This window comes from Streptomyces sp. SID11385 (genome assembly GCF_010548245.1).
Taxonomy (GTDB): Bacteria; Actinomycetota; Actinomycetes; order Streptomycetales; family Streptomycetaceae; genus Streptomyces.
The window spans coordinates 1-22976 of the sequence record NZ_JAAGLR010000599.1 but is presented as its reverse complement, the minus strand read 5'-3'; the positions used below and the strand labels follow the sequence as shown (position 1 = coordinate 22976).

Here is a 22976-nt window from a genome sequence, read left to right as displayed (position 1 = left end):
ACTGGCGGCCGAGCCCGAGCCGGCCGAGGTCGTCCCCGAGGCGGCGCCCCCGGCGCGCGCCAGGCGCCGCGTCGTCCGCGAGGTGGCCGCTCCGGCGACCTCGGCCTCGGACGAGGACGCGGTGCTCGTGGTTCCGGCGGCGGAGGCTCCCGCGGCGGAGACCCCCGTCGAGGAGGCACCCGCCGAAGCCGCTCCCGCGAAGAAGACGGCGGCCCGGAAGACGGCGGCGAAGAAGACGACGGCCGCCAAGAAGACGACCGCCGCGAAGAAGGCCCCGGCCAAGAAGGCCGCCACGAAGAAGGCGACGGCCGCGAAGACGGCCGAGGCGGCTCCGGAGGCTCCCGCAGAGGAGGCTCCTGCCGAGGAGGCGCCCGCGAAGAAGGCGGTGCGCAAGACGGCGGCGAAGAAGACGACCGCCGCCAAGAAGACGACCGCCGCCGCGAAGAAGGCGCCGGCCAAGAAGACGGCTGCCAAGAAGGCGCCCGCGAAGAAGACGACGGCGCGGAAGGCGGCGGAGTCGCCGGAGGGCGCGGAGTCCTGAGCGGTGTCCTGAGCGGACGGCTGTGAGAGGCCGTCTCCGTCCCTACGGGGGCGGGGGCGGCCTCCTCGCTTCGGGGGCGGCCTCCTCGCTTCGGGGGGGGCGCCGTGCCCACCCTTCCCAGCCCTCGGCCGGGGGAACCCCACGCCCGGTAGGTGCTGGGCCGGGGCCGGTTTGACCCTCTGTGCGGGGGACCCGTAGTCTTGGCCCTTGGCGTCTCTGGCGCCACCTTCTGAGCACCCCACCTCCGGGCGGACGGCGTTCTCGCCGTCATGAGCCCCGGGGAGGCCGCTCATCCCTCCTTCGGTGGACCGGGGTTCTCCCCTGCCTCCGGCGGGCGGCTGGCATCAGGAGGTCCCGTTTTCGAGCACAGAGAGTGAGATCCGCGTGTACGCCATCGTGCGCAGCGGTGGTCGCCAGCACAAGGTTGCTGTCGGCGACATCGTTGAGGTTGACAAGATTTCCACTGCCAATGTGGGCGACACGGTCGAGCTCTCGACCCTGCTGCTCGTCGACGGCGAGGCCGTCACCAGCGACCCGTGGGTGCTGGCCGGTATCAAGGTCGTGGCCGAGGTCGTCGACCACCACAAGGGCCAGAAGATCGACATTCTGCGCTACAAGAACAAGACCGGCTACCGCCGTCGTCAGGGCCACCGCCAGCAGTACACGGCGGTCAAGGTCACTGAGATCCCCACGGCTGCGAAGTAAGGGACTGAGGAGACATGGCACACAAGAAGGGCGCGTCGTCCACCCGGAACGGCCGCGATTCCAATGCTCAGCGGCTCGGCGTGAAGCGCTTCGGCGGTCAGGTCGTCAACGCCGGTGAGATCATCGTCCGCCAGCGCGGCACCCACTTCCACCCGGGCGCCGGTGTCGGCCGCGGCAAGGACGACACCCTCTTCGCGCTCGACGCGGGTGCGGTCCAGTTCGGCACGAGCCGTGGCCGCAACGTCGTGAACATCGTCCCCGTCGCCTGATCAGTCACCACCTGATCAGCCGTATCGGCGGCGCGTGACCTCACGCGTGGTTTTTCGCGAGGGCGGACTCCCTCCCACCGACAGCACCGGCGGGAAGCGAGTCCGCCTTTCGCGCGTTATGCACCACTGGCGTGCGATCCCGCACCCTTGACACAACTCGTAGCACCTTTCACCCGCAGTACTGGAGGCACACCCATGACCACCTTCGTGGACCGCGTCGAACTGCACGTCGCCGCGGGTAACGGAGGCCACGGCTGCGCCTCCGTGCACCGGGAGAAGTTCAAGCCGCTCGGCGGCCCGGACGGCGGCAACGGCGGTCGCGGCGGCGACGTGATCCTCGTCGTGGAGCAGTCCGTGACGACGCTCCTCGACTACCACCACAGCCCGCACCGCAAGGCCACCAACGGCAAGCCCGGCGAGGGCGGCAACCGCTCCGGCAAGGAGGGCGAGGACCTTGTCCTCCCCGTCCCCGACGGCACCGTCGTGCTCGACAAGGCCGGCAACGTCCTCGCCGACCTCGTCGGCCAGGGCACGAGCTTCGTCGCCGCCACCGGCGGTCGCGGCGGTCTCGGCAACGCGGCGCTCTCCTCGGCCCGCCGCAAGGCGCCCGGGTTCGCGCTGCTCGGCGAGCCGGGCGACGCCGGGGACCTGCTCCTGGAGCTGAAGACCGTCGCGGACGTCGCGCTCGTCGGCTACCCGAGCGCGGGCAAGTCCTCGCTCATCTCGGTGCTCTCGGCCGCCCGCCCGAAGATCGCCGACTACCCCTTCACGACGCTCGTCCCCAACCTCGGCGTCGTCACGGCCGGCGAGACGGTCTTCACCGTCGCCGACGTGCCCGGCCTCATCCCCGGCGCGAGCCAGGGCAAGGGCCTCGGCCTGGAGTTCCTGCGGCACGTCGAGCGCTGCTCGGTGCTCGTGCACGTCCTCGACACCGCCACGCTCGAATCGGACCGCGACCCGGTCTCCGACCTCGACGTCATCGAGGAGGAGCTGAAGCAGTACGGGGGCCTCAACAAGCGGCCCCGCGTCGTGGTCCTCAACAAGATCGACGTGCCGGACGGCAAGGACCTCGCCGAGATGGTCCGCCCCGACCTGGAGGCGCGCGGCTACCAGGTCTTCGAGGTCTCCGCCGTCGCGCACACCGGGCTGCGCGAGCTGAGCTTCGCGCTCGGCGACCTCGTCGCGCGCTACCGCGCCTCGAAGCCGAAGGAGGAGGCGACGCGCGTCGTCATCCGCCCGAAGGCCGTCGACGACGCCGGGTTCACGGTGACGCTGGAGGACAACGGCATCTACCGCGTACGGGGCGAGAAGCCCGAGCGCTGGGTGCGGCAGACCGACTTCAACAACGACGAGGCCGTCGGCTACCTCGCGGACCGGCTCAACCGGCTCGGCGTCGAGGAAGCGCTCATGAAGGCGGGGGCGCGCACCGGCGACGGCGTCGCGATCGGCCCCGAGGAGAACGCGGTCGTCTTCGACTGGGAGCCCACGATGCTCGCGGGCGCCGAGATGCTCGGCCGCCGCGGCGAGGACCACCGGCTCGACCCGATGCGCCCCGCGGTGCAGCGCCGCAGGGACCGGCAGGCGGAGCGGGACGAGGCGCAGAAGCAGTTCGACGGCTTCGACCCCTTCGGGGAACTCTGAGCCACGGCTTCCCTCGCGGGCCCCGCCACCCCACGGGTGCGCGGGGCCCGCGCTTTTCCGACGCCCCGGTACGTTTCCCCACCCGAAACCGCACGAAGTATCGGCCGACAGTGCGATAAGACCACCCGGAAGGACGGCGTCTCCGCGCGAGGCGGACGATCCGCTGGGAGCGTGGGGCCATGTCTCCCGTCCCGCCCCGCCTGAGCGTCATCGTCCCCGTCTACGACGTCGAGACCTACCTCCCCGCGTGCCTCGACTCGCTCGCTGCGCAGACGCTGCGCGAGATCGAGGTGATCGTCGTCGACGACGGCTCGCCGGACGGCTCGGCCCTCATCGCCGAGGAGTACGCCCGGCGCGACCCCCGCTTCCGCCTCGTGCGGCAGGAGAACCAGGGACTCGGCGCGGCGCGCAACACCGGGATCGACGCGGCCCACCCGGACGCCGAGTTCCTCGCCTTCGTCGACAGCGACGACATGGTCCCCGCCGACGCCTACCGGCTCATGCTCGCGAGCCTCGACGCGAGCGGCTCCGACTTCGCGACCGGCAACGTCCGGCACATCGACTCCCGGCGCGTGTGGCAGTCGCCCATGCACCGCTTCCTCGGCGCGGGCGCCGAGCAGCGCACGCACGTGACGCGCAAACAGAAGCTCCTCACCGACCGCATCGCCTGCAACAAGGTCTTCCGCAAGGACTTCTGGACCCGGCACGGCCTGCGCTTCCCGGTCGGCGTCCTCTACGAGGACACCCCCGTCATCGTCCCCGCGCACTTCCTCGCCGAAGCCGTCGACATCGTCTCCGAGCCCGTCTACTACTGGCGCATGCGCGAGGGCGAGGCCGGCCCGTCGATCACCCAGCGCCGCACCGAGCCCAGGGCCGTACGGGACCGGGCCGCCGCCGTCACCCAGGTGAGCCGCTTCCTCGCCGGACGCCCCGAACCCGAGGCCGCCCGGCTGCGCGCCGCCTTCGACCGCAACGTCCTCGTCAGCGACCTGTGGGCCTTCCTCAAAGTCCTCCCCGAGGGCGACGCCGAGTACCGCGCCGCGTTCGTCCGCGCCGCCAACGCCTTCCTCGACTGCGTCGACCCGCTGACCGTCCACCGGCTGCCCGCCCAGGCCCGCGTCAAATGGCTCCTCGTCCGCAAGCACGAGACCGAGGCGCTGCTCGGCATCCTCGCCGAGGAACGCGCGGGCGGCCGGGGGCGCGTCCACGGCGGGCTGCGCAAGTACGTCTCGTACGAGTCCGCGCCCGCCACCGGCGGGCCGCTGCCCAAGCGCGTCCACCGCATCGACCGCGACCTGCACCTGCTCGCCACGCTCAGGACCCTGTCCTGGGAGGAGGGCCGGCTGCGGCTCACCGGGCACGCCTGGATCGACCGCGTCGACCAGCCGGGGCCGCTGAGCGCGGTCAAGGCGCTCGCCCTCGTCGAAGAGGGCACCGGGCGCCGCCTCGTGCTGCCCACCCGCAACGTCCACTGCCCCGAGGCGACCGTCCTCGCGGGCCGCAAGCAGCACAACTACGACTGGTCCGGCTTCAGCCACCTGCTCGACCCCGCCCGGCTGCGCCCCGAAGGCGGCTGGCGCGAGAGCGTGTGGCGGGTCGGGATCGTCATGGCGGGCGGCGGCCTCGTACGGCGGCGCGGACTCGCGGCGAAGGGCCCCGACACGGCGGGCAACCCCCCGTACCAGTGGCTCGACGAGGACCACAGGCTCCTCCCGTACAGCGAGCGCGGCGTGCTGCGGCTGCGCGTCGAGCGGGTGCGCGCGCTCGTCACCGGCCACCGCCCGCTCGGCGACGACGCGGTCGGGATCACGGGCACCCTGCGCCGCCCGCTGGACGAGGCCGACCGGCTCGTCCTGCGCCTCACCAACCACAGGACCGGCGAGATCCATGACCACGACGCCGAGGTAGTCCGCGCGGCGGACCGGACGGACTTCACCGTACGGGTGCCGCTCGACGCGGTCGCCCTGCTCCCGGGGACCGTCGCCGCCGAGACCGGCGAGACGGCCGAGGCGGGCCAGGAACGCGAGGACGCCCGCGCCGCCGCCGACGCGAGCGCGGGCACCGCCACGGCGGACGCGGACCTGCGCCCCGTCCCCGCCCCCGAGAGGGGAAAGCCCGGCTCGCCCTCCGGCACGCCCACGCCCGTCGCCGCCGCGGCCCTCCTCGCCGCCCGCAGGGCCTGGAGCACAAGCCTCGTCGTGATCCCCGCGAAGGGCCCGCGCCGCCACTACTCCACCGTCGTGCGCGACGGCCTCGGCGACCTCCAGGTCAGGCTGCCCGCCTCGCTCGCCCCCGGCGCCGAGCAGTACGAGGTCGCGCTCCTGAGCGGCAGCAACGGCTACCTCAAGATCGTCGGACGCGCCCTCCAGGCCCGCCTCACCGAGGCGACGTGGCAGGACGGCACGTACACCCTGAGCGGCAGCGCGCCGCTCGACCTCGCCGGCGCCGCCTTCGTCGTCAAGGCGCGCGACCGCTTCGAGGAGCACCCGGGCGAGGTGCGCACGCTCCCCGGCGGGCGCTTCGAGGCGCGCTTCACGCCCTCGCGCATGTCCCGCGGACAGCACCTCCCGCTCGCGAGCGGCCGGTGGAACTTCTTCCTCCGCGTCCCCGGGCAGCCGCTCGACGTGCCCTTCACGATCGACCGGCTCTCCGTGCCCGCCTTCCCCGTCCAGGGGACGGCCGACGGGCGCGACTACGAACTCCAGGCCCGCTGGCACGACTTCCCGCAGCTCAACTGCCTCTCCGAACTGGGCACGCACGAGCGCGGCGCCTACCACCAGGCGCGCCTGCGCAGGGACGTCTACGAGGCGGGCCGGTCCAAACCGCTGCGCGACGCCGTGCTCTTCATCAGTTACAACGGCAAGCAGTACTCGGACAGCCCCCGCGCCGTCCACGAGGAACTCGTCCGCAGAGGCAGCGACCTCGAACAGCTCTGGCTCGTCCGCGACGACCGGACGGCACTGCCGCCCACCGCGCGCAAGGTGCGGCTGTGGAGCGAGGAGTGGTTCGACGCCCTCGCGCGCGCCCGGTACATCGTCACCAACGCGCACCTGCCGCACTGGATCGAACGCCGCCCCGGACAGGTCATCGTGCAGACCTGGCACGGCACGATGCTCAAGAAGATCGGCCTCGACATCGAGGCCCCCGCCTTCAACCCCGACTACCACGAGCAACTGCGCGCCGAGACGAGGAACTGGACCTTCCTCGTCTCCGCGAACCGCTTCAGCACCCCGATCCTGCGCCGCTCCATGGGCTTCGACGGCGAGATCCTGGAGACCGGCTATCCGCGCAACGACGTGCTCTACGCACCCGACCAGGCCGAGCGCGCCAAGGAGATCCGCGAAGCCCTCGGCGTGCCGCCCGGCAAGCGCGTCATCCTCTACGCCCCCACCTGGCGCGACGACGACGCCCACAGCCAGGGCCGCTTCCGCTTCGACCTCAAACTCGACACCGAGCGCGCCCGCGCCGAACTCGGCCACGACCACGTCCTCCTGGTGCGCCGCCACTCCAACACCGTGGACGGCGTGACGGGCGCGGGCGACGGCTTCGTCCTCGACGTCTCGGACTACCCGGACATCTCCGACCTCTACCTCGCCGCCGACATCCTCGTCACCGACTACTCCTCCGTGATGTTCGACTACGCGCACCTGCGCCGCCCCATGGTCTTCTTCACCTACGACCTGGAGCACTACCGCGACACCCTGCGCGGCTTCTACTTCGACTTCGAACGCAACGCCCCGGGCCCCCTCGTCCGCACGACCGACGAACTCCTCTCCGCCCTGCGCAACATCGACCGCGTCATCGCCGACTACAGCGAGCGCTACCAGCTCTTCCACGAGGAGTTCTGCGACCTGGACGACGGCCACGCGACGGAACGACTGGTGGAACGGATGCTGGCGGAGGGGCGGGGCTGAGGAGCCCCCGGGCACCCTCCGCCGTGCGCGGGTTCAGCTCTCGTGGCGCAGTTCCTGTCCCACGCGCAGCATCCGGTCGATGACCCTCGACGTCGCCCGCCCGTCGTCGAGCGCGCAGAAGCGCTCGTGGAACGCGCGGAAGCGCTCCGCGTACGTCGCGCGGACGGTGTCGATGTCGCGGATCGCGCCGATCAGCGAGGCCGAGTCCGGGATGAGCGGACCCGGCGCCTCGCGCTCGAAGTCGAAGTAGAAGCCGCGCAGGACATCGCGGTAGTGCTCCAGGTCGTACGTGAAGAAGAGCATCGGCCGCTGGAGGTTCGCGTAGTCGAACATGGCCGAGGAGTAGTCCGTGACGAGGATGTCCGCGACGAGGTACAGATCGGCGATGTCCGGGTAGTCCGAGACGTCGAAGACGAAGCCGTTGCCCGCCCCGCTCACACTGTCCACCACGTTCGAGTGACGGCGGACGAGAACGACGTGGTCCCGCCCGAGCCTGCGCTCGGCGTCCTCCAGGTCCAGTTGGAGGTCGAGGCGGAACTGGCCCCTGCGGTGCGCCTGGTTGTCCCGCCAGGTCGGCGCGTACAGGACGACCTTCTTGCCCTCGGGCACCCCGAGCGCGCGGCGCACCTCGGCGGCGCGCCGCTCCTTGTCCGGGGCGTTGAGGGAGTCGTTGCGCGGGTAGCCGGTCTCCAGGATCTCGCCGTCGAAGCCCATCGCGCGCTTCAGGATCGGGGTGCTGAAGGGGTTCGCGGAGACGAGCAGCGACCAGTTCTTCGTCTCGGCGCGCAGTTGCTCGTGGTAGTCGGGGTTGAAGGCGGGGGCCTCGATGTCGAGGCCGATCTTCTTGAGCATCGTGCCGTGCCAGGTCTGCACGATGACCTGTCCGGGGCGGCGTTCGATCCAGTGCGGCAGGTGCGCGTTGGTGACGATGTACCGGGAGCGGGCGAGCGCCTCGTACCACTCCTTGCTCCACATGCGGAGCGGACGCACGGTGTCCGGCAGCTCCACCTGGTTGTCGCGCACGACCCACAGCTGTTCCAGGTCGCTGCCTCTGCGGACCAGTTCCTCATGGACGGCGCGCGGGCTGTCGGAGAACTGGCGGCCGTTGTAGCTGATGAAGACGACCGAGTCGCGCAGCGGCTGGGAGCGGCCGGCTTCGTAGGCGCTCTTCCGGAGGCGGACTTGGTGGTACGGGCCCTGCTGGCCGACATCCAGGTCGGAGAGGCAGTTGAGCTGGGGGAAGTTGTACCAGCGCGCCTGGAACTCGAAGGTGTTGACGCCCACCGTGCCCACGACGGGGAACCGTTCGACGGCGAGCCGGTCGATGACGAAGGGGATGTCGAGGGAGCGTCCGGGAATCCGCAGGAGGAAGTTCCAGCGTCCTGTGCGCAGCGGCAGGTTCTTGTTCGGCCCGGACATCCGGCCCGGTGCGAAGGAGGCGACGAAGGTGCCGTCAGGCAGGAGCCGCAGTTCGGCCTGCTTCTGGTCGGCACGGCCGCGCGCGGAGACGAAGAAGGCGGCGTCGTCGAGCGGGACCGGTGCCGAGCCGTGGAGGATGAAGCGCTCTCCCGTCCACTCCACCTTGGTGACGCGTGCCTGGAGCGGTCGGCCGCTGAACTTGAGATAGCCGTTGTTACCCGCCTGGCAGGCGACCTCGTAGTCCTCGGCACCCGGGGCGAGCGCGTGGGGAAGTGCGAACTGCGCGTCGGCGAGGCCCGCTCCCACGACCGTGGACAGGTTCCGTGAGGTGCCGTCCGGGGCGGTCACGATGAGAGCGGTGCTCCAGTTGCGGCGCGCGGCGAGCGCCGTCGCGGCCGCTTCCTCGGCGCGCGGGTACTCGGGCAGCAGCGCGACGTCGGCCAGCGGGACGAAGACCTCGAAGTACGTATCCGCCCCGGCCTGCGGGCGCACGGTGACCGGGTACTCGAGTACTTCGCCCGTACCCCGGTTGGTCACCCGCAACGCGACGTGCTCGCTCGCCCCGATCGAGTCCCGGACCTCGCCGCTGACGGCGATCGAGCCGTCCACCTCGCGGTACCCCGTGACGAGCGCGCGGACCCGCTCGATGCGCAGGCGCAGGGCGCCCTTCTCGGTGAAGGGAAGAAGGCGGTGGTCGCGGTCGAGCCACTGGTAGGGGGGCGCGCCGGGGCTGTCGGGGCCCTTCGCGTTGATGGCCCGCTTGCGCAGGAGACCGCCGGAGGTCATGGCCATCCCCACGCGCCAGACGCCCTCTTCCCACGTGTCGCCCTTGCGCAGGCGTCGTGGGTCGATGTCGGCTTCCCACCCGGACCAGTCGTAGTTGACGTCAGTGGTTTTCGAGGCGGCGGTCGCCTCGGGGGTGTGGACGTTGGGCACCGGGATCAGCAGTGGGCGCCGGCTGCCGACCTTCTGGATCGCGAGAACCTTGACCGAGCTGTGCTTGCCGGGCTGGCTCATCCGCTGGATCGCGGCCTGTCCCGCGAGCCGCAGCCGCCCGCCCCGCCAGGACACCTCACGCAACGACGTCCACAGCTTCAGGTCCTGGTCCACCCGGAGGGCCTTCTTGGGCAGGACCTCGCCGATCCCCTTCACGGAGGGGAAACTCGCATACTTGCGCAGCAGCCCCTCGACCTCGCCCCGGTCGCCCTCTCGCTCGGCTTCCAGCAGGGCCACGAGTTCCGTGAGGGCGTGCTTGCGGACCAGGAGCCACTTCAGGCGCGGCTGGGACTGCATGCCGAGGACGATGTCGGGATCGATGCCGTTGAGGAAGCGGTTGACACCACGGATGAACTCGGCGCGGAACTCCTCGTCCGCGTCGGGCAGAACGGCCAGGAAGAGCCGCAGGTCACTGGTGAGAACCGATCGGTCGTAGGCGACTTTCAGTTCCTTCGCCTCGGGTTCCGGGCGCGCTGCGAGAAACCTGCTCACGCCCTCGACCGCCGCGATCCGGTCCCGCAGTCCGCGCACCTCCGTGCGCCGCTGGGTGATCGAGGGACCGCCTTCGCCGTCCCGGAGCCGCCAGTGGTACGTCGGCTCGCCGACCACGTCGACCGCCTCGGCGAGGAAGTGCGCGGGCACCATCACCGGTGTGTCCTCGTACAGGACCCCCTCGGGGAACGTCAGGGCGTGCTTCTCCCAGAACCTCCGCCGGAACACCTTGTTCCACGCCGTACGGTCCGCCAGCAGCCGCCGGTTCTCGTTCACGTGCGTCCGCTTGGCCGTCCCGTTCCGCAGGAAGCGGTGCATCGGGGACTGCCACACCCGCGTCGAGTTGATGTGCAGCACGTTCCCCGAGACGAAGTCGGAGCCGCTCTCCTCCAGGCTCGCCAGCATCAGGCGGTACGCGTCCGGCGGCACCGTGTCGTCACTGTCGACGAAGGTGAGGAACTCGGCCGCGGGATGCATGTGTTCGACGCCCGTGTTGCGGGCCGCGCCCAGGCCCGCGTTCTCCTTGCGCACCAGCCTGAAGCGGGAGTCCTGCGCCGCGTATTCGGCACATATTCGCGCGGAGTCGTCGGGCGAACCGTCGTCGACCATGATCACTTCGAGGTCGTGGAAGGTCTGCGCGCGCAGGGAGTCCAGACAGGCCGGGAGATACGCCTCCACGTCATAGACGGGGACGATGACGCTCAGGCGCGGGGCCATGGGGGAGAGGTCCATTCTGCAGTTCGTGAGGTCTTCAAGCCGTCTCGGCGGGGGGCGGCTCGGGAGCGGTGACGGGCTCAGCGGCGCCGGAGAGGGGAGGGAGCGGGAAGCCGCCGCGCCCCTGCCGGTCGGTCGCGCGGTCCTCGTCCGTGCCGCGACCGGCCCGGTCCGCGGGGACCTGCTGCCGCGGGATGCTCATGCCGTGGCCCGGCTGCGGGAACAGCTCGGAGTACGCGGCGAACGCCTCGCTCACGGGCGCCGCCGGGCGCTCGCGGGGAGTGCGGGTGGGCGGGGGACCGAAGAAGGAGTCGGCGTCGAGCGGGGCGGACGCGGGGAAGGGCTCGGGCGCGGACACGGCCCACGCGGGGACCGAGACCTCGGGCTCACTTGCCACGAGGTCGATGTCGGTGCGGGCATCGGTGTCAGGGGCGTCCGGCTCGGCGTCCAGGTCCTCTGCCTCGCGCTCCTCCTCGTAGGCGAACCCGGCTTCGGCGCGGGGCTCCACCACGGACACGGGCTCCGGCACGAACTCCGGCCGTGCCACGGGGTGCGGCTCTTCCGGGTACGCGGGCTCCTCCGGGTACGCGGGCCGCTCCTCGTGCGCGGTCGCCGTCACGTACGCGGGCTCTTCCCCGTACGAGGGCTGCTCTGCGTACGGCTGCTCCGCGTACGCCGGTTCTGCCGTGTACGCGGGCTCCGCCACGGTCACCGGCTCCGCCACGTACGTCGGCTCTGCCGCCTGGGACCGCTCCGCGGCGTGGTCCCGTCCGGCGACGTATGCCCGCTCCGTGTGCTCCGGGCGGGGGCGGGCCGCGAGTTCCGAGGGGGAGGGGACGTGCGGGCGTTCGGCGAGCGGGGTCACGGGTATCTCGCGGTCGTCCCCGAGGAAGACCTTCCGCACCACGCGTTCGGCCGCCCGGCCGTCGTCGAAGTCGCAGAAGCGCGCGCGGAAGGCGGCGCGCCGCCGGTCGGCCTCCGCGTCGCGCCAGGCCCCGCCGCCGAGTATGTCGAGCAGTTCGTCCTGCGTGCGCGCGAGCGCCCCCGGAGCCTCCGAGAGGAGGTCGAAGTAGACGCCGCGCACCGTGGAGTAGATCTCCCAGTCGTCGGCGAAGACAACGATCGGCCGGTCCAGCAGCGCGTAGTCGAACATCGCCGAGGAGTAGTCGGTGATGAGCGCGTCCGCCGCCAGGTAGAGGCTCTCGACGCGGGGATGGGCGGACACGTCGATGATCCGGCCCGTGGCGCGCAACTCCTCGACCTGGGGCGAAGGCTTGTAGAAGTAGTGGCCGCGCACGAGGAGCACCGTGTCGGGGCCCAGCTCGGAGGCGAGACGCGCGAGGTCGACACGCGGCCGGAAGCTCTTCTCGTAATCGCGGTGGGTCGGCATGTAGAGCAGGGCCGTGGTGCCCTCGGCGAGGCCGAGTTCGACGCGCGCCGCGAGCACGTCGGCCGCGCGCGCGTTGACGAGCGCGTCGTTGCGCGGGTAGCCGGTCTCCAGCGTCTCGTAGCGGCTGGGGTACACGCGCTCCCAGACCCGCGTGGAGTGCGCGTTCGACGAGAGGCTGTAGTCCCAGCGGTCGCAGCGGCGCAGCAGGTCGGCGAAGTTCATGCTCGTGGAGATGGGGTACTCGCGCTGGTCGAGTCCCATCCTCTTGAGCGGGGTGCCGTGGTGCGTCTGGAGGTGGATCTGCCCGGGGCGCTTGACGAGGCGGTCCGAGAAGTTGACGTTGTTCACGAGGTACTTGGCGCGCGCGGCGACCGTCCAGAAGTCCCGCGAACCGAGCGGCACAGCCCGTACCCCGCGCGGCACGCTGTCCATCCGGTCGGGGCGCACGGCCCACACACGGCGGACATGAGGTGCCAGGCGGGCGAGTTCGGCGTCGATCGCCGCCGGGTTGCAGGAGACCGAACGGCTCCAGTAGGAGGAGAAGAGCGCGAGGTTCTCGTCGAGGTCGGTGTGCTGCTGCGAACGGTAGAAGAGGCCCATGGCCCGCTTCTTGGAGCCCGTCACGGCCTTCCGCGCCTTGGTCTTGACGACCTGGCGGGTGCGGACCGCGGTCGCGGAGCCGGTCATGAGGGCGTACGCGTCCCGCTCCAGCATCGCGAACTTGTAACCGTCGCGCCCGGCGGGCCGCGTGAAGCCGGCCGGGACCCGGCGGCGGTAGTCGTGTGCCGCGCGGTGGAAGAACTCCGCCTTCGCCTCCTCGGGCAGCCGCCCGGGCCGCTCCAGGATGGTGAGGTAGTGGTCGATCATCTTGCGGAACAACGGACCACGCCAGCGGTCGAGTCCGGGATGGCTGTCGAGGTAGGCGAAGACGCGGTCGTACTGGTCGAAGGCGTCGAAGTGCTTCCGGCTGACCGTGCTCAGGATGCTGCCGCCCTCGCGCCGCTGGCGGTAGTGGACGCACACCCGGTCGAGCACGGCGAGGGTCTCGGCGGCCGCCATGGCGCAGTACGTCCAGGGCGCGTCCTCGTAGTAGCCCGTGGGGAAGGAGAGGCCCGCGCGTTCGACGAAGTCCCTGCGGTACGCCTTGTTCCAGGCCACCTGGAGGAGGTTGAGCAGTTCGGGGCGGTCGGTCAGCGCGAAGGCGACGGGGCCGTCCTCGCGCAGGTGGCGGGCGAGCGAGTTGCGTACGAGACGGCCGTCCCAGTAGGCGCGCGCGTAGTCGAAGACGAGGATGTCGGGCGAGGCAGCCGCGTCGAGGCGTTCCGCCATGGCGCGCAGACTGCCGGGCAGCAGGACGTCGTCGCTGTCGAGGAAGAGGATGTAGTCGCCGCGGGCGCGGGCCAGGCCCACGTTGCGGGCGCTCCCGAGGCCGACGTTCTCCGGCAGGTGCACGGCCCGTACGCGCGCGTCGTTCGCCGCGTACTCATCGAGGATCTCGCCGCACACGTCGGGTGAGCAGTCGTCGACGCCGATCACTTCGAAGTCGCCGAAATCCTGTCCGAGGACGGAGTCCAGGCATTCACCCAGGTATGCCTGCACCTTGTAGACCGGTACGACGATCGAAAAACGCGGCATCTCTGAAGACCTGCTCCACGGACCTGAAGGATGGGGGACTCGCGTGACACGGAGGAGCCCACGAGCGCGGCGACAGCTTATGTGATTCTTTTGAAGTTTCCTGAGAGAAGGTAGTGCTATTGGCTGGGGTGATGTTGTCGCGTTTCGATCTTTATCTGATCGCAAATGCGGACAGAGGTGCGGAAAGTGATACGCCGCAGGGCTCTTCCCCGGGGTGATTCGGATCACCCCCGAGCTGTGCGATGCTGCCGTGGACGAGGAAGAGGTGCCGAGATGACGTGGCTGGTGACAGGTGGTGCCGGGTACATCGGGGCGCATGTGGTGCGGGTGCTCGTGGGGGCGGGGGTGCCGGTCGTCGTGTTCGACGACCTGTCCACGGGGGAGGCCGCGCGGCTGCCCGGCGGGGTGCCGCTGGAGACCGGGAGTGTGCTCGACCGGGCGCGGCTCGACGCGGTGCTCGGTGAACACCGGGTGACCGGCGTGCTGCACATCGCGGGCAAGAAGCAGGTCGCCGAGTCCGTCGAGCGGCCGCTGCACTACTACCGGGAGAACGTCGAGGGACTGCGCGTCCTGATGGAGGCCATGCGCGCCGCCGGCGTCGAGCGGCTCGTCTTCTCCTCCTCCGCCTCCGTGTACGGGGTGCCCGAGCCCGAACTCGTCACCGAGGACACGCCGTGCCTGCCGATCTCGCCTTACGGCGAGACGAAGCTCGTCGGCGAGTGGCTGCTGCGGGACGCCTCGCGCGCCTACGGGCTGCGCACCATCGCCCTGCGGTACTTCAACGTCGTCGGCGCGGGCCTGCCCGAACTCGCCGACAAGGGTGCGGCGAACCTCGTACCGCTCATCTTCGAGCGTGTCGACGCGGGGCTCCCGCCGCTCGTCTTCGGCGACGACTACGACACCCCGGACGGCACCTGCGTGCGCGACTACGTGCACGTCCAGGACATCGCCGAGGCCCACCTCGCCGCCGCGCGCCGCCTCGACGGGGCGCCCGAGGGGACCGCGCTGCGGCTCAACATCGGTCGCGGCGAGGGCAGTTCCGTACTGGAGATGATCGAGCGCGTCCTCAAGACGACGGGCCGCACCGACCTCGTCCCCGAGGTCGTCCCGCGCCGCCCCGGCGACGCGGCCCGCTGCGTGGCCTCCGCCGACGCGATCCGCGCGGAGCTGGGCTGGAGCGCGCGGTACGGCCTCGACGACATGATCGAGTCCGCCTGGCAGGGCTGGCGCCACCTCCACGACTGAGCGCGAGCCGGGGCCTGGGAGGCGCCCGCCCGGGGCCGTGCGCGAGAAACGGCGGCCCGCCCCCGTGGTACCAGGGGACGGGCCGCCGTTTCGTGGCTGCGGGCGGGGCCTCAGTCCGCCGTCCGCTCCAGCGAGTCCGCCTCCGCGGGAGCGAGGGCGTCCGCGGCGAAGTCCCGCTCCTCCTCGCCCTCGGCCACCGCGGCGCGCGCGGCGGCGGCGCGGTCCGCCTGGGTGGGGACGAGCGTCGTCGCGCCCTCGCGGGCGAGCTGCCGCTCCTCGCGCTCCAGCGCCTTGGCCGACAGCGCCTCGACGGCCCGCGCGAAGCGGGACTGGGAGCTGGGCTCGTCGGGCCCGAGCAGATACTGCTTCAGTTCCCCGCGTGCCCGCGCGAACTCGTCCTGAGAGGCGTCCCGCACCGCCGCGAGCAGTCCGGGGATCTGGGCGGCGTCCGGGGTGAGGATCGTCGCGGCCCGTACGGTCGGGAAGTCGGTCCTGAACTGCTTCTCGCTGACGCCCGCCGTGTTCGCCACCGCGTACGGCTTGCCGCTCGCGAGGTAGTCGGACACGACGCTGGAGACGTCGCTGATGAGCAGGTCCGCCTGGTTGAAGCAGGAGTAGAGCGCGGGGCGCGGACCCGTGATGATCTGGTGCGCGTCCTCGGGCAGCGAGGCCCAGTAGGCGTCCTCCCAGCGGCTGGTCGCCTCGGCGACGGCCTTGTCGCGGCCGCCGGAGGGAGTGCCCTGGACGAGCATGCGCTCCATCTCGTCGGAGCCGTCGCGGTAGTCGGCCGCGGTGAGCCGGTCGAGCTCGGCCGCGAGCCGCTCCAGCTCCGCCGAACCCTTGTCCTTCGCGTCCTTCGCCACCGGGCGCCCGCCGTTCGCGGCGCGGATCAGCTCCTGGATGCGGTCGTTCGCGGCGCCCGCGCGCGGGTCCACGGAGCCCGTCATCGGGTGCGGCTTGTAGAGGAGCCGTACCTTCGGGTCGGCGAGCAGCCGCCGCACGATGTTCTCGCCCGCCTCGATGACCGAGGTGTTGCCCGGCTGCCCGTCCCAGCCCTCCCACGTCGGCGCGTAGAGCACGGTCGTGCGGGACCTGCCCGGGGCCGCCGTGTCGATGCCCTTGAGCTGCGGCCGCCCGATCTCGACGATGTCCTTGTCCTCGACGCCGACGTCCGCGAGGGCGTACCGCTCGCGCGCGGCGGGCCCCGCGACCCACACCTCGTCGTACGCCTTCGCGTACGGGTTGCAGCTGGAGAGCTTGTCGCTCTCGCCGTGGTTGACGAAGGCGTGCTTGATGCCGGGCATGCGCAGGACCTGAGAGGTCTTGCCCGAGTTCGACGGGTGGATGAGCGACTTCAGCGTGGACTGCTCGATGCGCATGAGGTGCGCGACCTTCGGCAGGCACAGGATCGGCAGGTCCGTCGCGGCGATCTTCTGCACCATGAACCGCTCGCGCAGGACGATGACCGGCCGTCCCGGCAGCGCGGCGAGCGGCTCCAGCCACATGTTCGCCTGGTACGCGGACGAGGCGCCGCCCGAGAAGTACATCCCGGTCGTCGGGCCGTACGCGGCGAGCCACTCGTCGAGCCAGGCCAGCGCCCGCTCCTCGTTGAGCGCGCGGCGCCGGGGCAGCAGGTGCACGGCGAGCCGGACGATCCCGGCGAGCGAGAGGACGAGCGAGACGCCGATCCCGGCGAGCGCCCAGACGGTCTCGTCGGCGGCGACGGTGGCGAGCAGGCCCACGGTCGCGGGGAGCCCGAAGCCGAGCAGCCGGTGCCCCGGTCGGCGCAGCAGCAGCGCGGGCGGCGCGGCGGTGAGCTTGAGGCCGCTCGTGTCGATGTTGCGCGTCACGAAGGGCAGCGTGCGGGTCCTGCGGACCAGGATCGCGGCGCCCTGCGAGACGAAGTGGAGCCCGTACACGGCGAGGAGTCCCACGAGCAGGGCGGTCCAGCCGCCCTCGTGCTCGGCGTCCGCGGTGCGGACCACGCCCACGACGAGCAGGAGATCGCGGAGCACCTGGCGCAGGGTGGCGTCCACCCGCAACCGTCCGAGCCGCGCGAGCGTCTGCTTCAACCAGCGGTGGAGTGCGAGCTCGGTCACCAGGCCCACGGCGGAGGCGCCGACGAGCAGCCAGGGCAGCGCCAGGGCGGCCCCCACCGCCGAGGCCACGAAGCTCGCGGCGAGGACGGCGGTGGGGAGCAGTCTGCCGAGGGCCTGACTGCGAAGAGCGAGAGAGGTGGGGGGCACTACTCAGACTCCAAGGACTCGGATCGGGGAAGAGAACACGTACACATCCGAAAGCAGGGCCACGGGGGCGTGACGAGGGACCCGCGGCGAGGCGAACCGCCGGGTACAACGGTAGGGCGACGCTTTGGGTAGCGGCTGCGGGCGGCGGACCGGGAACACTGGGGGAAGTTCCGGTGACGTTGCCCGGCCGTCCTGCCCGCCCGGTATTCGATCATGCTCGTGAAATCAGCGAACCCGCCGGTCAGGAGGACGACTCCACTCCACCCTTCCATGTCCTGACGGGCATTCCCGAGGGCATTGTTGAGAAGAGTGTGAGAAGAATACGACGGTTGCCTGTGATCACTCGCACGCAGTGTCCAATTCCTCACACCCGAGCGTGTCACCGGCCGGTCACCGGAGCCCACGCCGTCCGCAAACGCCCGCGAACGCCCGTGAACGCCCGCGAACGCCCGGAAAGACCCGGGAAACGTCCGCCAGGCGGAACGCGGAGGTGCCCGCGCGCCCCGGCGGGCTAGATTGCCGGAGCCACGAAGAACCGCGCGGCACGAAGCACGGGCGAGCGGCATCGAGCAGTACGAGGGACACCGGACGGCGGGCCCGGCGGGCCGTGGAGCCCCGGGGCCGGGAAGTGGGACAGCGCGTGACAGCGGCAAGGCAGCGGGTGGCCGAGGCCCGCAGGATCGTGGTCAAGGTCGGCTCCTCCTCGCTCACCACGGCCTCGGGCGGACTCGACGCGGACCGCGTGGACGCCCTCGTGGACGCTCTCGCGGGCGCGCGCGGGCAGGCGAAGGGCAAGCGGGACCTCGTCCTCGTCTCCTCCGGCGCCATCGCCGCCGGGCTCGCCCCGCTCGGCCTCACGCGCCGCCCCCGCGACCTGCCCCGGCAGCAGGCCGCCGCGAGCGTCGGGCAGGGCCTCCTCGTCGCCCGCTACACCGCCTCCTTCGCGCGGTACGGGGTCCGGGTCGGCCAGGTCCTGCTCACCACCGCCGACACGAGCCGCCGCTCCCACTACCGCAACGCCTACCGCACCCTGGACCAGCTCCTCGCGATGGGCGCCCTGCCCGTCATCAACGAGAACGACACCGTCGCCACCGACGAGATCCGCTTCGGCGACAACGACCGCCTCGCGGCCCTCGTCGCCCACCTCGTCCACGCCGACCTCCTCGTCCTCCTCTCCGACGTGGACGGCCTCTACGACGGCGACCCGGCCGCCCCCGGCACCTCGCTCGTCCCGGAGGTCCGGGACCCCGCCGAGCTGCGGGGCATCGAGATCGGCAGCGCGGGCCGCGCCGGGGTCGGCACCGGCGGCATGGCCACCAAGGTCGAGGCCGCCGCGATCGCCGCCGCCGCCGGGGTGCCCGTCGTCCTCACCTCGGCGAGCCGCGCCGGCGAAGCCCTCGCGGGCGGCGCCACCGGCACGTACTTCCACCCCACGGGCCGCCGCTACGCCGACCGGCTCCTGTGGCTCCAGCACGCCTCGACCCCGCAGGGCGCGCTCGCGCTCGACGCGGGGGCCGTACGGGCCGTCGTCGAAGGGAACGCCTCGCTGCTGCCCGCGGGGATCACCGGTGCCACGGGCCGCTTCAGCGCGGGCGACCCCGTCGAACTGCGCGACCCCGACGGCAGCCCCGTCGCACGCGGCCTCGTCAACTACGACGCCGAGGAACTGCCCCGGCTCCTCGGCCGCTCGACCCGTGAACTCGCGAAGGAACTCGGCCCCGCGTACGAGCGCGAGGTGGTCCACCGCGACGACCTCGTCCTGCTCCGCCGCCCCTGAGGAACCCACCCGGCCCCCCGCCTCACCCGCCGAACGGGTTCCCGAGTCCGCGCGCACGGCCGAAAGCGCTCACCCGCCGGGTTGCGCTTGGGCAAAACGCCCGCACGCGAACGCCGGGACTGCTCCACTTTGAGAGGGCGGCCCTCGCGGCAGGCGGGGGCCCGCGGTCCGGCGGGACGGAGGCCGTGGTGGTACGAGCACAGCCAGGGGCACGGCCCCGGACGCTCAGCAGCGTGCGGAACGTGGAGGTGCGGCGCAGGGAGCAGCGGGAGCAGGAGGAACGCCGCATCGAGCCGGAGTCGGTCGCCCCCGCGCCGAAACACGCGCGGCTGTGGCACGTGACCCTCTCGGTCTCGGGCGAGCGCACCCCGCTCCCCGACGTGCGCCGCGCACTCGAACAGCTCGCCCACGACCACCCCTTCCTCCTCACCAGCCGCTACGCCGCCGACCACGCGGAGATCCGCTACTGGGAGGAGGCCCGCGACCTCCACGACGCGGCGGCCCTCGCCCTGCGCCTGTGGGGCGAGCACCGCCACACCGCCCACCTCCCGCCCTGGGAGATCGTCGGCCTGGAGGTCGTCGACCGCGAGACCTACCACCACCGCGTGGCCGAGAACGCGGGCCCCCTCCCGGCGGCGCCGGTGGGGGTGCATCCCTTCCGGGGGCGGGGGAACGGCGAGTAGGGGCACTTTTCAGCCAAGCTGAACAAGGAGAAGCCCCTCCGGCACTCGCAGAGCGGAGCCGGGGGCGGGGCCCGCGGGGTCCACCCGCCGAAACGCGAGGACCCCGCCCCCGCCCCCGGTCTACGCTCGGGCCATGACCCAGCTCTCCCCGTACGACACGATGACCCCCGTAGCCCAGACGACCTACCGGGCCCGCGCAGCGGCAACAGAGCTGGCCCCCCTGACCCGCGCGGTCAAGGACGACGTCCTCCTCGCCATCGCCGACGCGATCGAGGTCCGCTCCGCCGAGATCATCGAGGCCAACGCCCGCGACATCGCCCGCGCCGAGGAGGCCGGCACGCCCGAGGCCACGGTCGACCGCCTCCGCCTCACCCCCGAACGCGTCCGCGCCATCGCCTCGGACGTCCGCGGCGTCGTCGCGCTGCCGGACCCGGTCGGCGAGGTCGTCCGCGGCTCGACCCTCCCCAACGGCCTCGACCTGCGGCAGATCCGCGTCCCGCTCGGCGTCGTCGGCATCATCTACGAGGCCCGCCCCAACGTCACCGTGGACGCCGCCGCGCTGTGCCTGAAGTCGGGCAACGCGGTCCTGCTGCGCGGCTCCTCCTCGGCGGTCGAGTCGAACACGGCCCTCGTCCGGGTCGTCCGCGACGCGATCGGCGGTGCGGGGCTGCCCGCCGACGCGGTGCAGCTCGTCCCCGGCGAGGGCCACGAACCGGTACGCGAGCTGATGCGGGCGCGGGGCCAGGTCGACGTGCTCATCCCGCGCGGGGGCGCCGGGCTGATCCGCACCGTCGTCGAGAACAGCACCGTCCCCGTCATCGAGACCGGGACGGGCAACTGCCACGTCTACGTGGACGCGCAGGCGGACGTGGACATGGCCGTCGAGATCCTCGTCAACTCCAAGGCGAGCCGCCCCAGCGTGTGCAACGCCGCCGAGACGCTGCTCGTCCACCAGGACATCGCCCCCGCCTTCCTCCCGAAGGCCCTCGCGGCGCTCGCCGAGGCCGGGGTCACGGTCCACGGCGACGAGCGGGTGCTCGCCCACGCGGACGGCAGCGGCGCCACCGTCGTCCCGGCGACCGCCGAGGACTGGGAGACCGAGTACCTCTCGTACGACATCGCCGCCTGCGTCGTCGACGACCTCGACCGCGCCGTCGCGCACATCCGGCTGTGGTCCTCGGGCCACACCGAGGCGATCGTGACGACCTCCCAGGCCGCCGCGCGCCGCTTCACCCAACTGGTCGACTCGACGACGGTCGCCGTCAACGCCTCGACCCGCTTCACGGACGGCAGCCAGTTCGGCTTCGGCGCCGAGATCGGCATCTCCACCCAGAAGCTCCACGCGCGCGGCCCCATGGGCCTGCCCGAACTGACCTCCACGAAGTACATCGTCACGGGCGACGGCCACGTCCGCTGAACGCGCGGAAGGGCCCCGGAGGTCACGCCGCCCGGGGCCCGTCACACCATCCGCTCACCCGATTTCCGTACCGCACGCCTAATTTTCCTACCGTCTGCCCAAATCGCCCGCACCGGTCTACTCTGATCCTGTGCCGGAGGACGTGGGGGGCGCGCCGTTCGCGGACGGCTGGGAGCCCGACGACGACCACGACCACGGACGCGCGGACGAGGAGTTCGCCGCCGTGGTCTTCGACGAGGACTTCGTACGGGGCGCCCGTATCCACGAGCCCTCCGCCGTCGAACGACTGCTCGCCGCCGCCGAGGCGCGCGCGGAGGCCGAGGCGAGCGGCCGGGGCGGACGCCGGCTCGGCGAGGAACGCGGAGACCCCTCCGACGCCTACGACCCCCTGACGGACTGGGGCGGCGGCGAGGAGTACGACGAGTACCGCGACGCCCGCGCCCTCGAACACCGCGGCCGTATCCGCTGGCACCGCCCCGTCGCCTGGATGCTCGCCCTCGTCCTCGGCGTCGGCATGGTCGCCCTCGCCTTCTCCGCCGTCTACCGCGGCGCCTCCGGCACGGGCGACGACCCGCTCGCCCCGCCTCCGCCCTCGGCAGGCAGCGAGCAGGGCGCGAACGCCGTCGGGCAGCAGCCCAGCGCGTCGCCGGACTACTCCCGCCCCGTCGTCCAGGCCACGCCACGTACCCCCTGACCCGGCCCCGCGCCGCCTGTGCCGCGTACGGCCCGACCCCGCCCCGCGCCGCCTCCCGCACGCACGGCCCGACCCGGCCCCGCGCCGCCCGCAGACGTACCACCACGTCCGCCGCGCCGCCGCACGACCTAGGCTGAAGGCATGGCAGGGGCAACGGAACCCCCTGAGGGCATACCTCCCGAGGGAGGCGGCCCGGACAGGGACGAGGAGTACCGGTCCGTCGTGTTCGACGAATCGTTCGTCAACGCTGCCCGACTCCAGGAACTCTCCGCCGACGAGCGCCTCCAGGGCGAGCACACCCCCGCCGTCCGCAGCCGCCCCCGACGGGGCCTCAACCGGCAACTCCTCGTCATGGCCGTCGTTATCGTGCTCGCCTTCGCCACCGCCGTCGTCATGGGCGTGCGCACCGGCGAGGTCACCGCGTCCTCGGCCGCCGCGCGCCGCACCGAGGCGCTGCGCACGACCGTCATCCCGCTCGCGCCGCCCGACCCCGTCCACGGCGCCCGCACCGCCGCCGACGTCTACGCGGCGAGCCCCGCCGCCGGCTTCCGCACCGGAGCCGCGGGCATCTCGGTGCCCAAGGGCGCGACCGCGACCCAGCACTACACGCAGGGCCAGGTCATCGAGGCGCTGCGGATCGCCTCCGACTACCTCGTCAGCTCCTCGCTCGACCCGCGCGTCCTCTCCGGCGGACCGGCCACCGCGGTCCGCGCGCTCGTCGACGAGGGCCAGTGGCGCCAGTTCGACGCGAGCATGAACAACCCGCGCCCGGACGGCCGGCACGCCGCCACCGGCTGGGTCGTCCGCTTCGACCCGCACGAGGTGAGCCTCGCCGACCCCCGCCACCCCGCCCGCGTCAACGGCACCCTGCGCGTCGAGGAGCGCGGCGGGACCCTGGAGGTCACCTCCGACCACGTCTTCGCCTACGCGCTCCGCGCCCCGAAGCCCGGCTCGCTCGTCTCCCTCCTCAGCGTCCGCCGCGAGCTCCACTTCCGCATCGACCCCGCCGACCTGCGCGGCCACCGCGCCGAGGTGCTCACCTCGACCGTCCAGGCGGGCCCGCTCGACTGCGCCACCGAGTCGGCCGACCGCCTCCACCCGCTCCTCGCGGGCGCCCGCGCGAGCGGCGGCGGGCCCGCGCAGGGCACCGACCCGTACGCGCCCGACGCCTCGACGACCCTGTGCGGCACGCTCGCCG

General features: G+C 72.2%; 13 protein-coding genes and 1 pseudogene. 11 read left to right on the top strand and 3 right to left on the bottom strand.

Going from position 1 to position 22976, the window contains the following annotated elements:
- The 5 genes and pseudogenes from G3I42_RS37005 to G3I42_RS18455 form a co-directional block, all read left to right on the top strand.
- Positions 1 to 541: pseudogene (locus tag G3I42_RS37005) on the top strand (ribonuclease E/G); the annotation flags it as partial.
- A gap of 384 nt (positions 542 to 925) precedes the next feature.
- Positions 926 to 1246 carry a 50S ribosomal protein L21 gene (gene rplU, locus G3I42_RS18470; RefSeq protein WP_008747959.1) on the top strand — a complete coding sequence of 107 codons (321 nt, stop codon included), beginning with the start codon at positions 926 to 928 and terminating at the stop codon, positions 1244 to 1246.
- A 14-nt stretch (positions 1247 to 1260) separates the two neighbouring features.
- Positions 1261 to 1515 carry a 50S ribosomal protein L27 gene (gene rpmA / locus G3I42_RS18465; protein WP_007827117.1) on the top strand — a complete coding sequence of 85 codons (255 nt, stop codon included), beginning with the start codon at positions 1261 to 1263 and terminating at the stop codon, positions 1513 to 1515.
- Between the two features lie 195 nt (positions 1516 to 1710).
- A complete protein-coding gene (obgE, locus tag G3I42_RS18460) occupies positions 1711 to 3156 on the top strand; it encodes a GTPase ObgE (protein WP_164287348.1) in 1446 nt (481 codons plus the stop codon).
- Positions 3157 to 3335: 179 nt separating this feature from the next.
- The gene (locus G3I42_RS18455) at positions 3336 to 7070 is read left to right on the top strand and encodes a bifunctional glycosyltransferase/CDP-glycerol:glycerophosphate glycerophosphotransferase (protein WP_164287346.1); all 3735 of its coding nucleotides are present in this window, start codon (positions 3336 to 3338) and stop codon (positions 7068 to 7070) included.
- 33 nt (positions 7071 to 7103) lie between these two features.
- On the opposite strand, the gene G3I42_RS18450 is transcribed toward G3I42_RS18455, so the two are convergent.
- Positions 7104 to 10694 (bottom strand): bifunctional glycosyltransferase family 2 protein/CDP-glycerol:glycerophosphate glycerophosphotransferase, encoded by a 3591-nt coding sequence (locus tag G3I42_RS18450; protein ID WP_164287357.1) that lies wholly within the window; start codon positions 10692 to 10694, stop codon positions 7104 to 7106.
- Positions 10695 to 10728: 34 nt separating this feature from the next.
- A complete protein-coding gene (locus G3I42_RS18445) occupies positions 10729 to 13716 on the bottom strand; it encodes a CDP-glycerol glycerophosphotransferase family protein (RefSeq protein WP_164287345.1) in 2988 nt (995 codons plus the stop codon).
- 273 nt (positions 13717 to 13989) lie between these two features.
- Here G3I42_RS18445 and galE point away from each other — a divergent pair, with 273 nt between their 5' ends.
- Complete coding sequence (galE, locus tag G3I42_RS18440; RefSeq protein ID WP_164287343.1) at positions 13990 to 14961, top strand: UDP-glucose 4-epimerase GalE; 972 nt, start codon at positions 13990 to 13992, stop codon at positions 14959 to 14961.
- A 110-nt stretch (positions 14962 to 15071) separates the two neighbouring features.
- On the opposite strand, the gene G3I42_RS18435 is transcribed toward galE, so the two are convergent.
- Positions 15072 to 17207 (bottom strand): hypothetical protein, encoded by a 2136-nt coding sequence (locus tag G3I42_RS18435; protein WP_164287341.1) that lies wholly within the window; start codon positions 17205 to 17207, stop codon positions 15072 to 15074.
- Between the two features lie 661 nt (positions 17208 to 17868).
- Between G3I42_RS18435 and proB the strand changes: the two genes are divergently transcribed.
- The 5 genes from proB to G3I42_RS18410 form a co-directional block, all read left to right on the top strand.
- On the top strand, positions 17869 to 18984 hold the full coding sequence (gene proB / locus G3I42_RS18430) for a glutamate 5-kinase (protein WP_164287355.1): 1116 nt from the start codon (positions 17869 to 17871) through the stop codon (positions 18982 to 18984).
- A 287-nt stretch (positions 18985 to 19271) separates the two neighbouring features.
- Positions 19272 to 19667 carry a hypothetical protein gene (locus tag G3I42_RS18425; RefSeq protein ID WP_343244587.1) on the top strand — a complete coding sequence of 132 codons (396 nt, stop codon included), beginning with the start codon at positions 19272 to 19274 and terminating at the stop codon, positions 19665 to 19667.
- Between the two features lie 133 nt (positions 19668 to 19800).
- The gene (locus G3I42_RS18420) at positions 19801 to 21084 is read left to right on the top strand and encodes a glutamate-5-semialdehyde dehydrogenase (RefSeq protein ID WP_164287339.1); all 1284 of its coding nucleotides are present in this window, start codon (positions 19801 to 19803) and stop codon (positions 21082 to 21084) included.
- A gap of 130 nt (positions 21085 to 21214) precedes the next feature.
- On the top strand, positions 21215 to 21778 hold the full coding sequence (locus tag G3I42_RS18415; protein ID WP_343244586.1) for a hypothetical protein: 564 nt from the start codon (positions 21215 to 21217) through the stop codon (positions 21776 to 21778).
- Positions 21779 to 21919: 141 nt separating this feature from the next.
- Positions 21920 to 22976 (top strand): hypothetical protein (locus G3I42_RS18410; RefSeq protein ID WP_203606989.1); only part of this gene is annotated, 1057 nt, incomplete at its 3' end.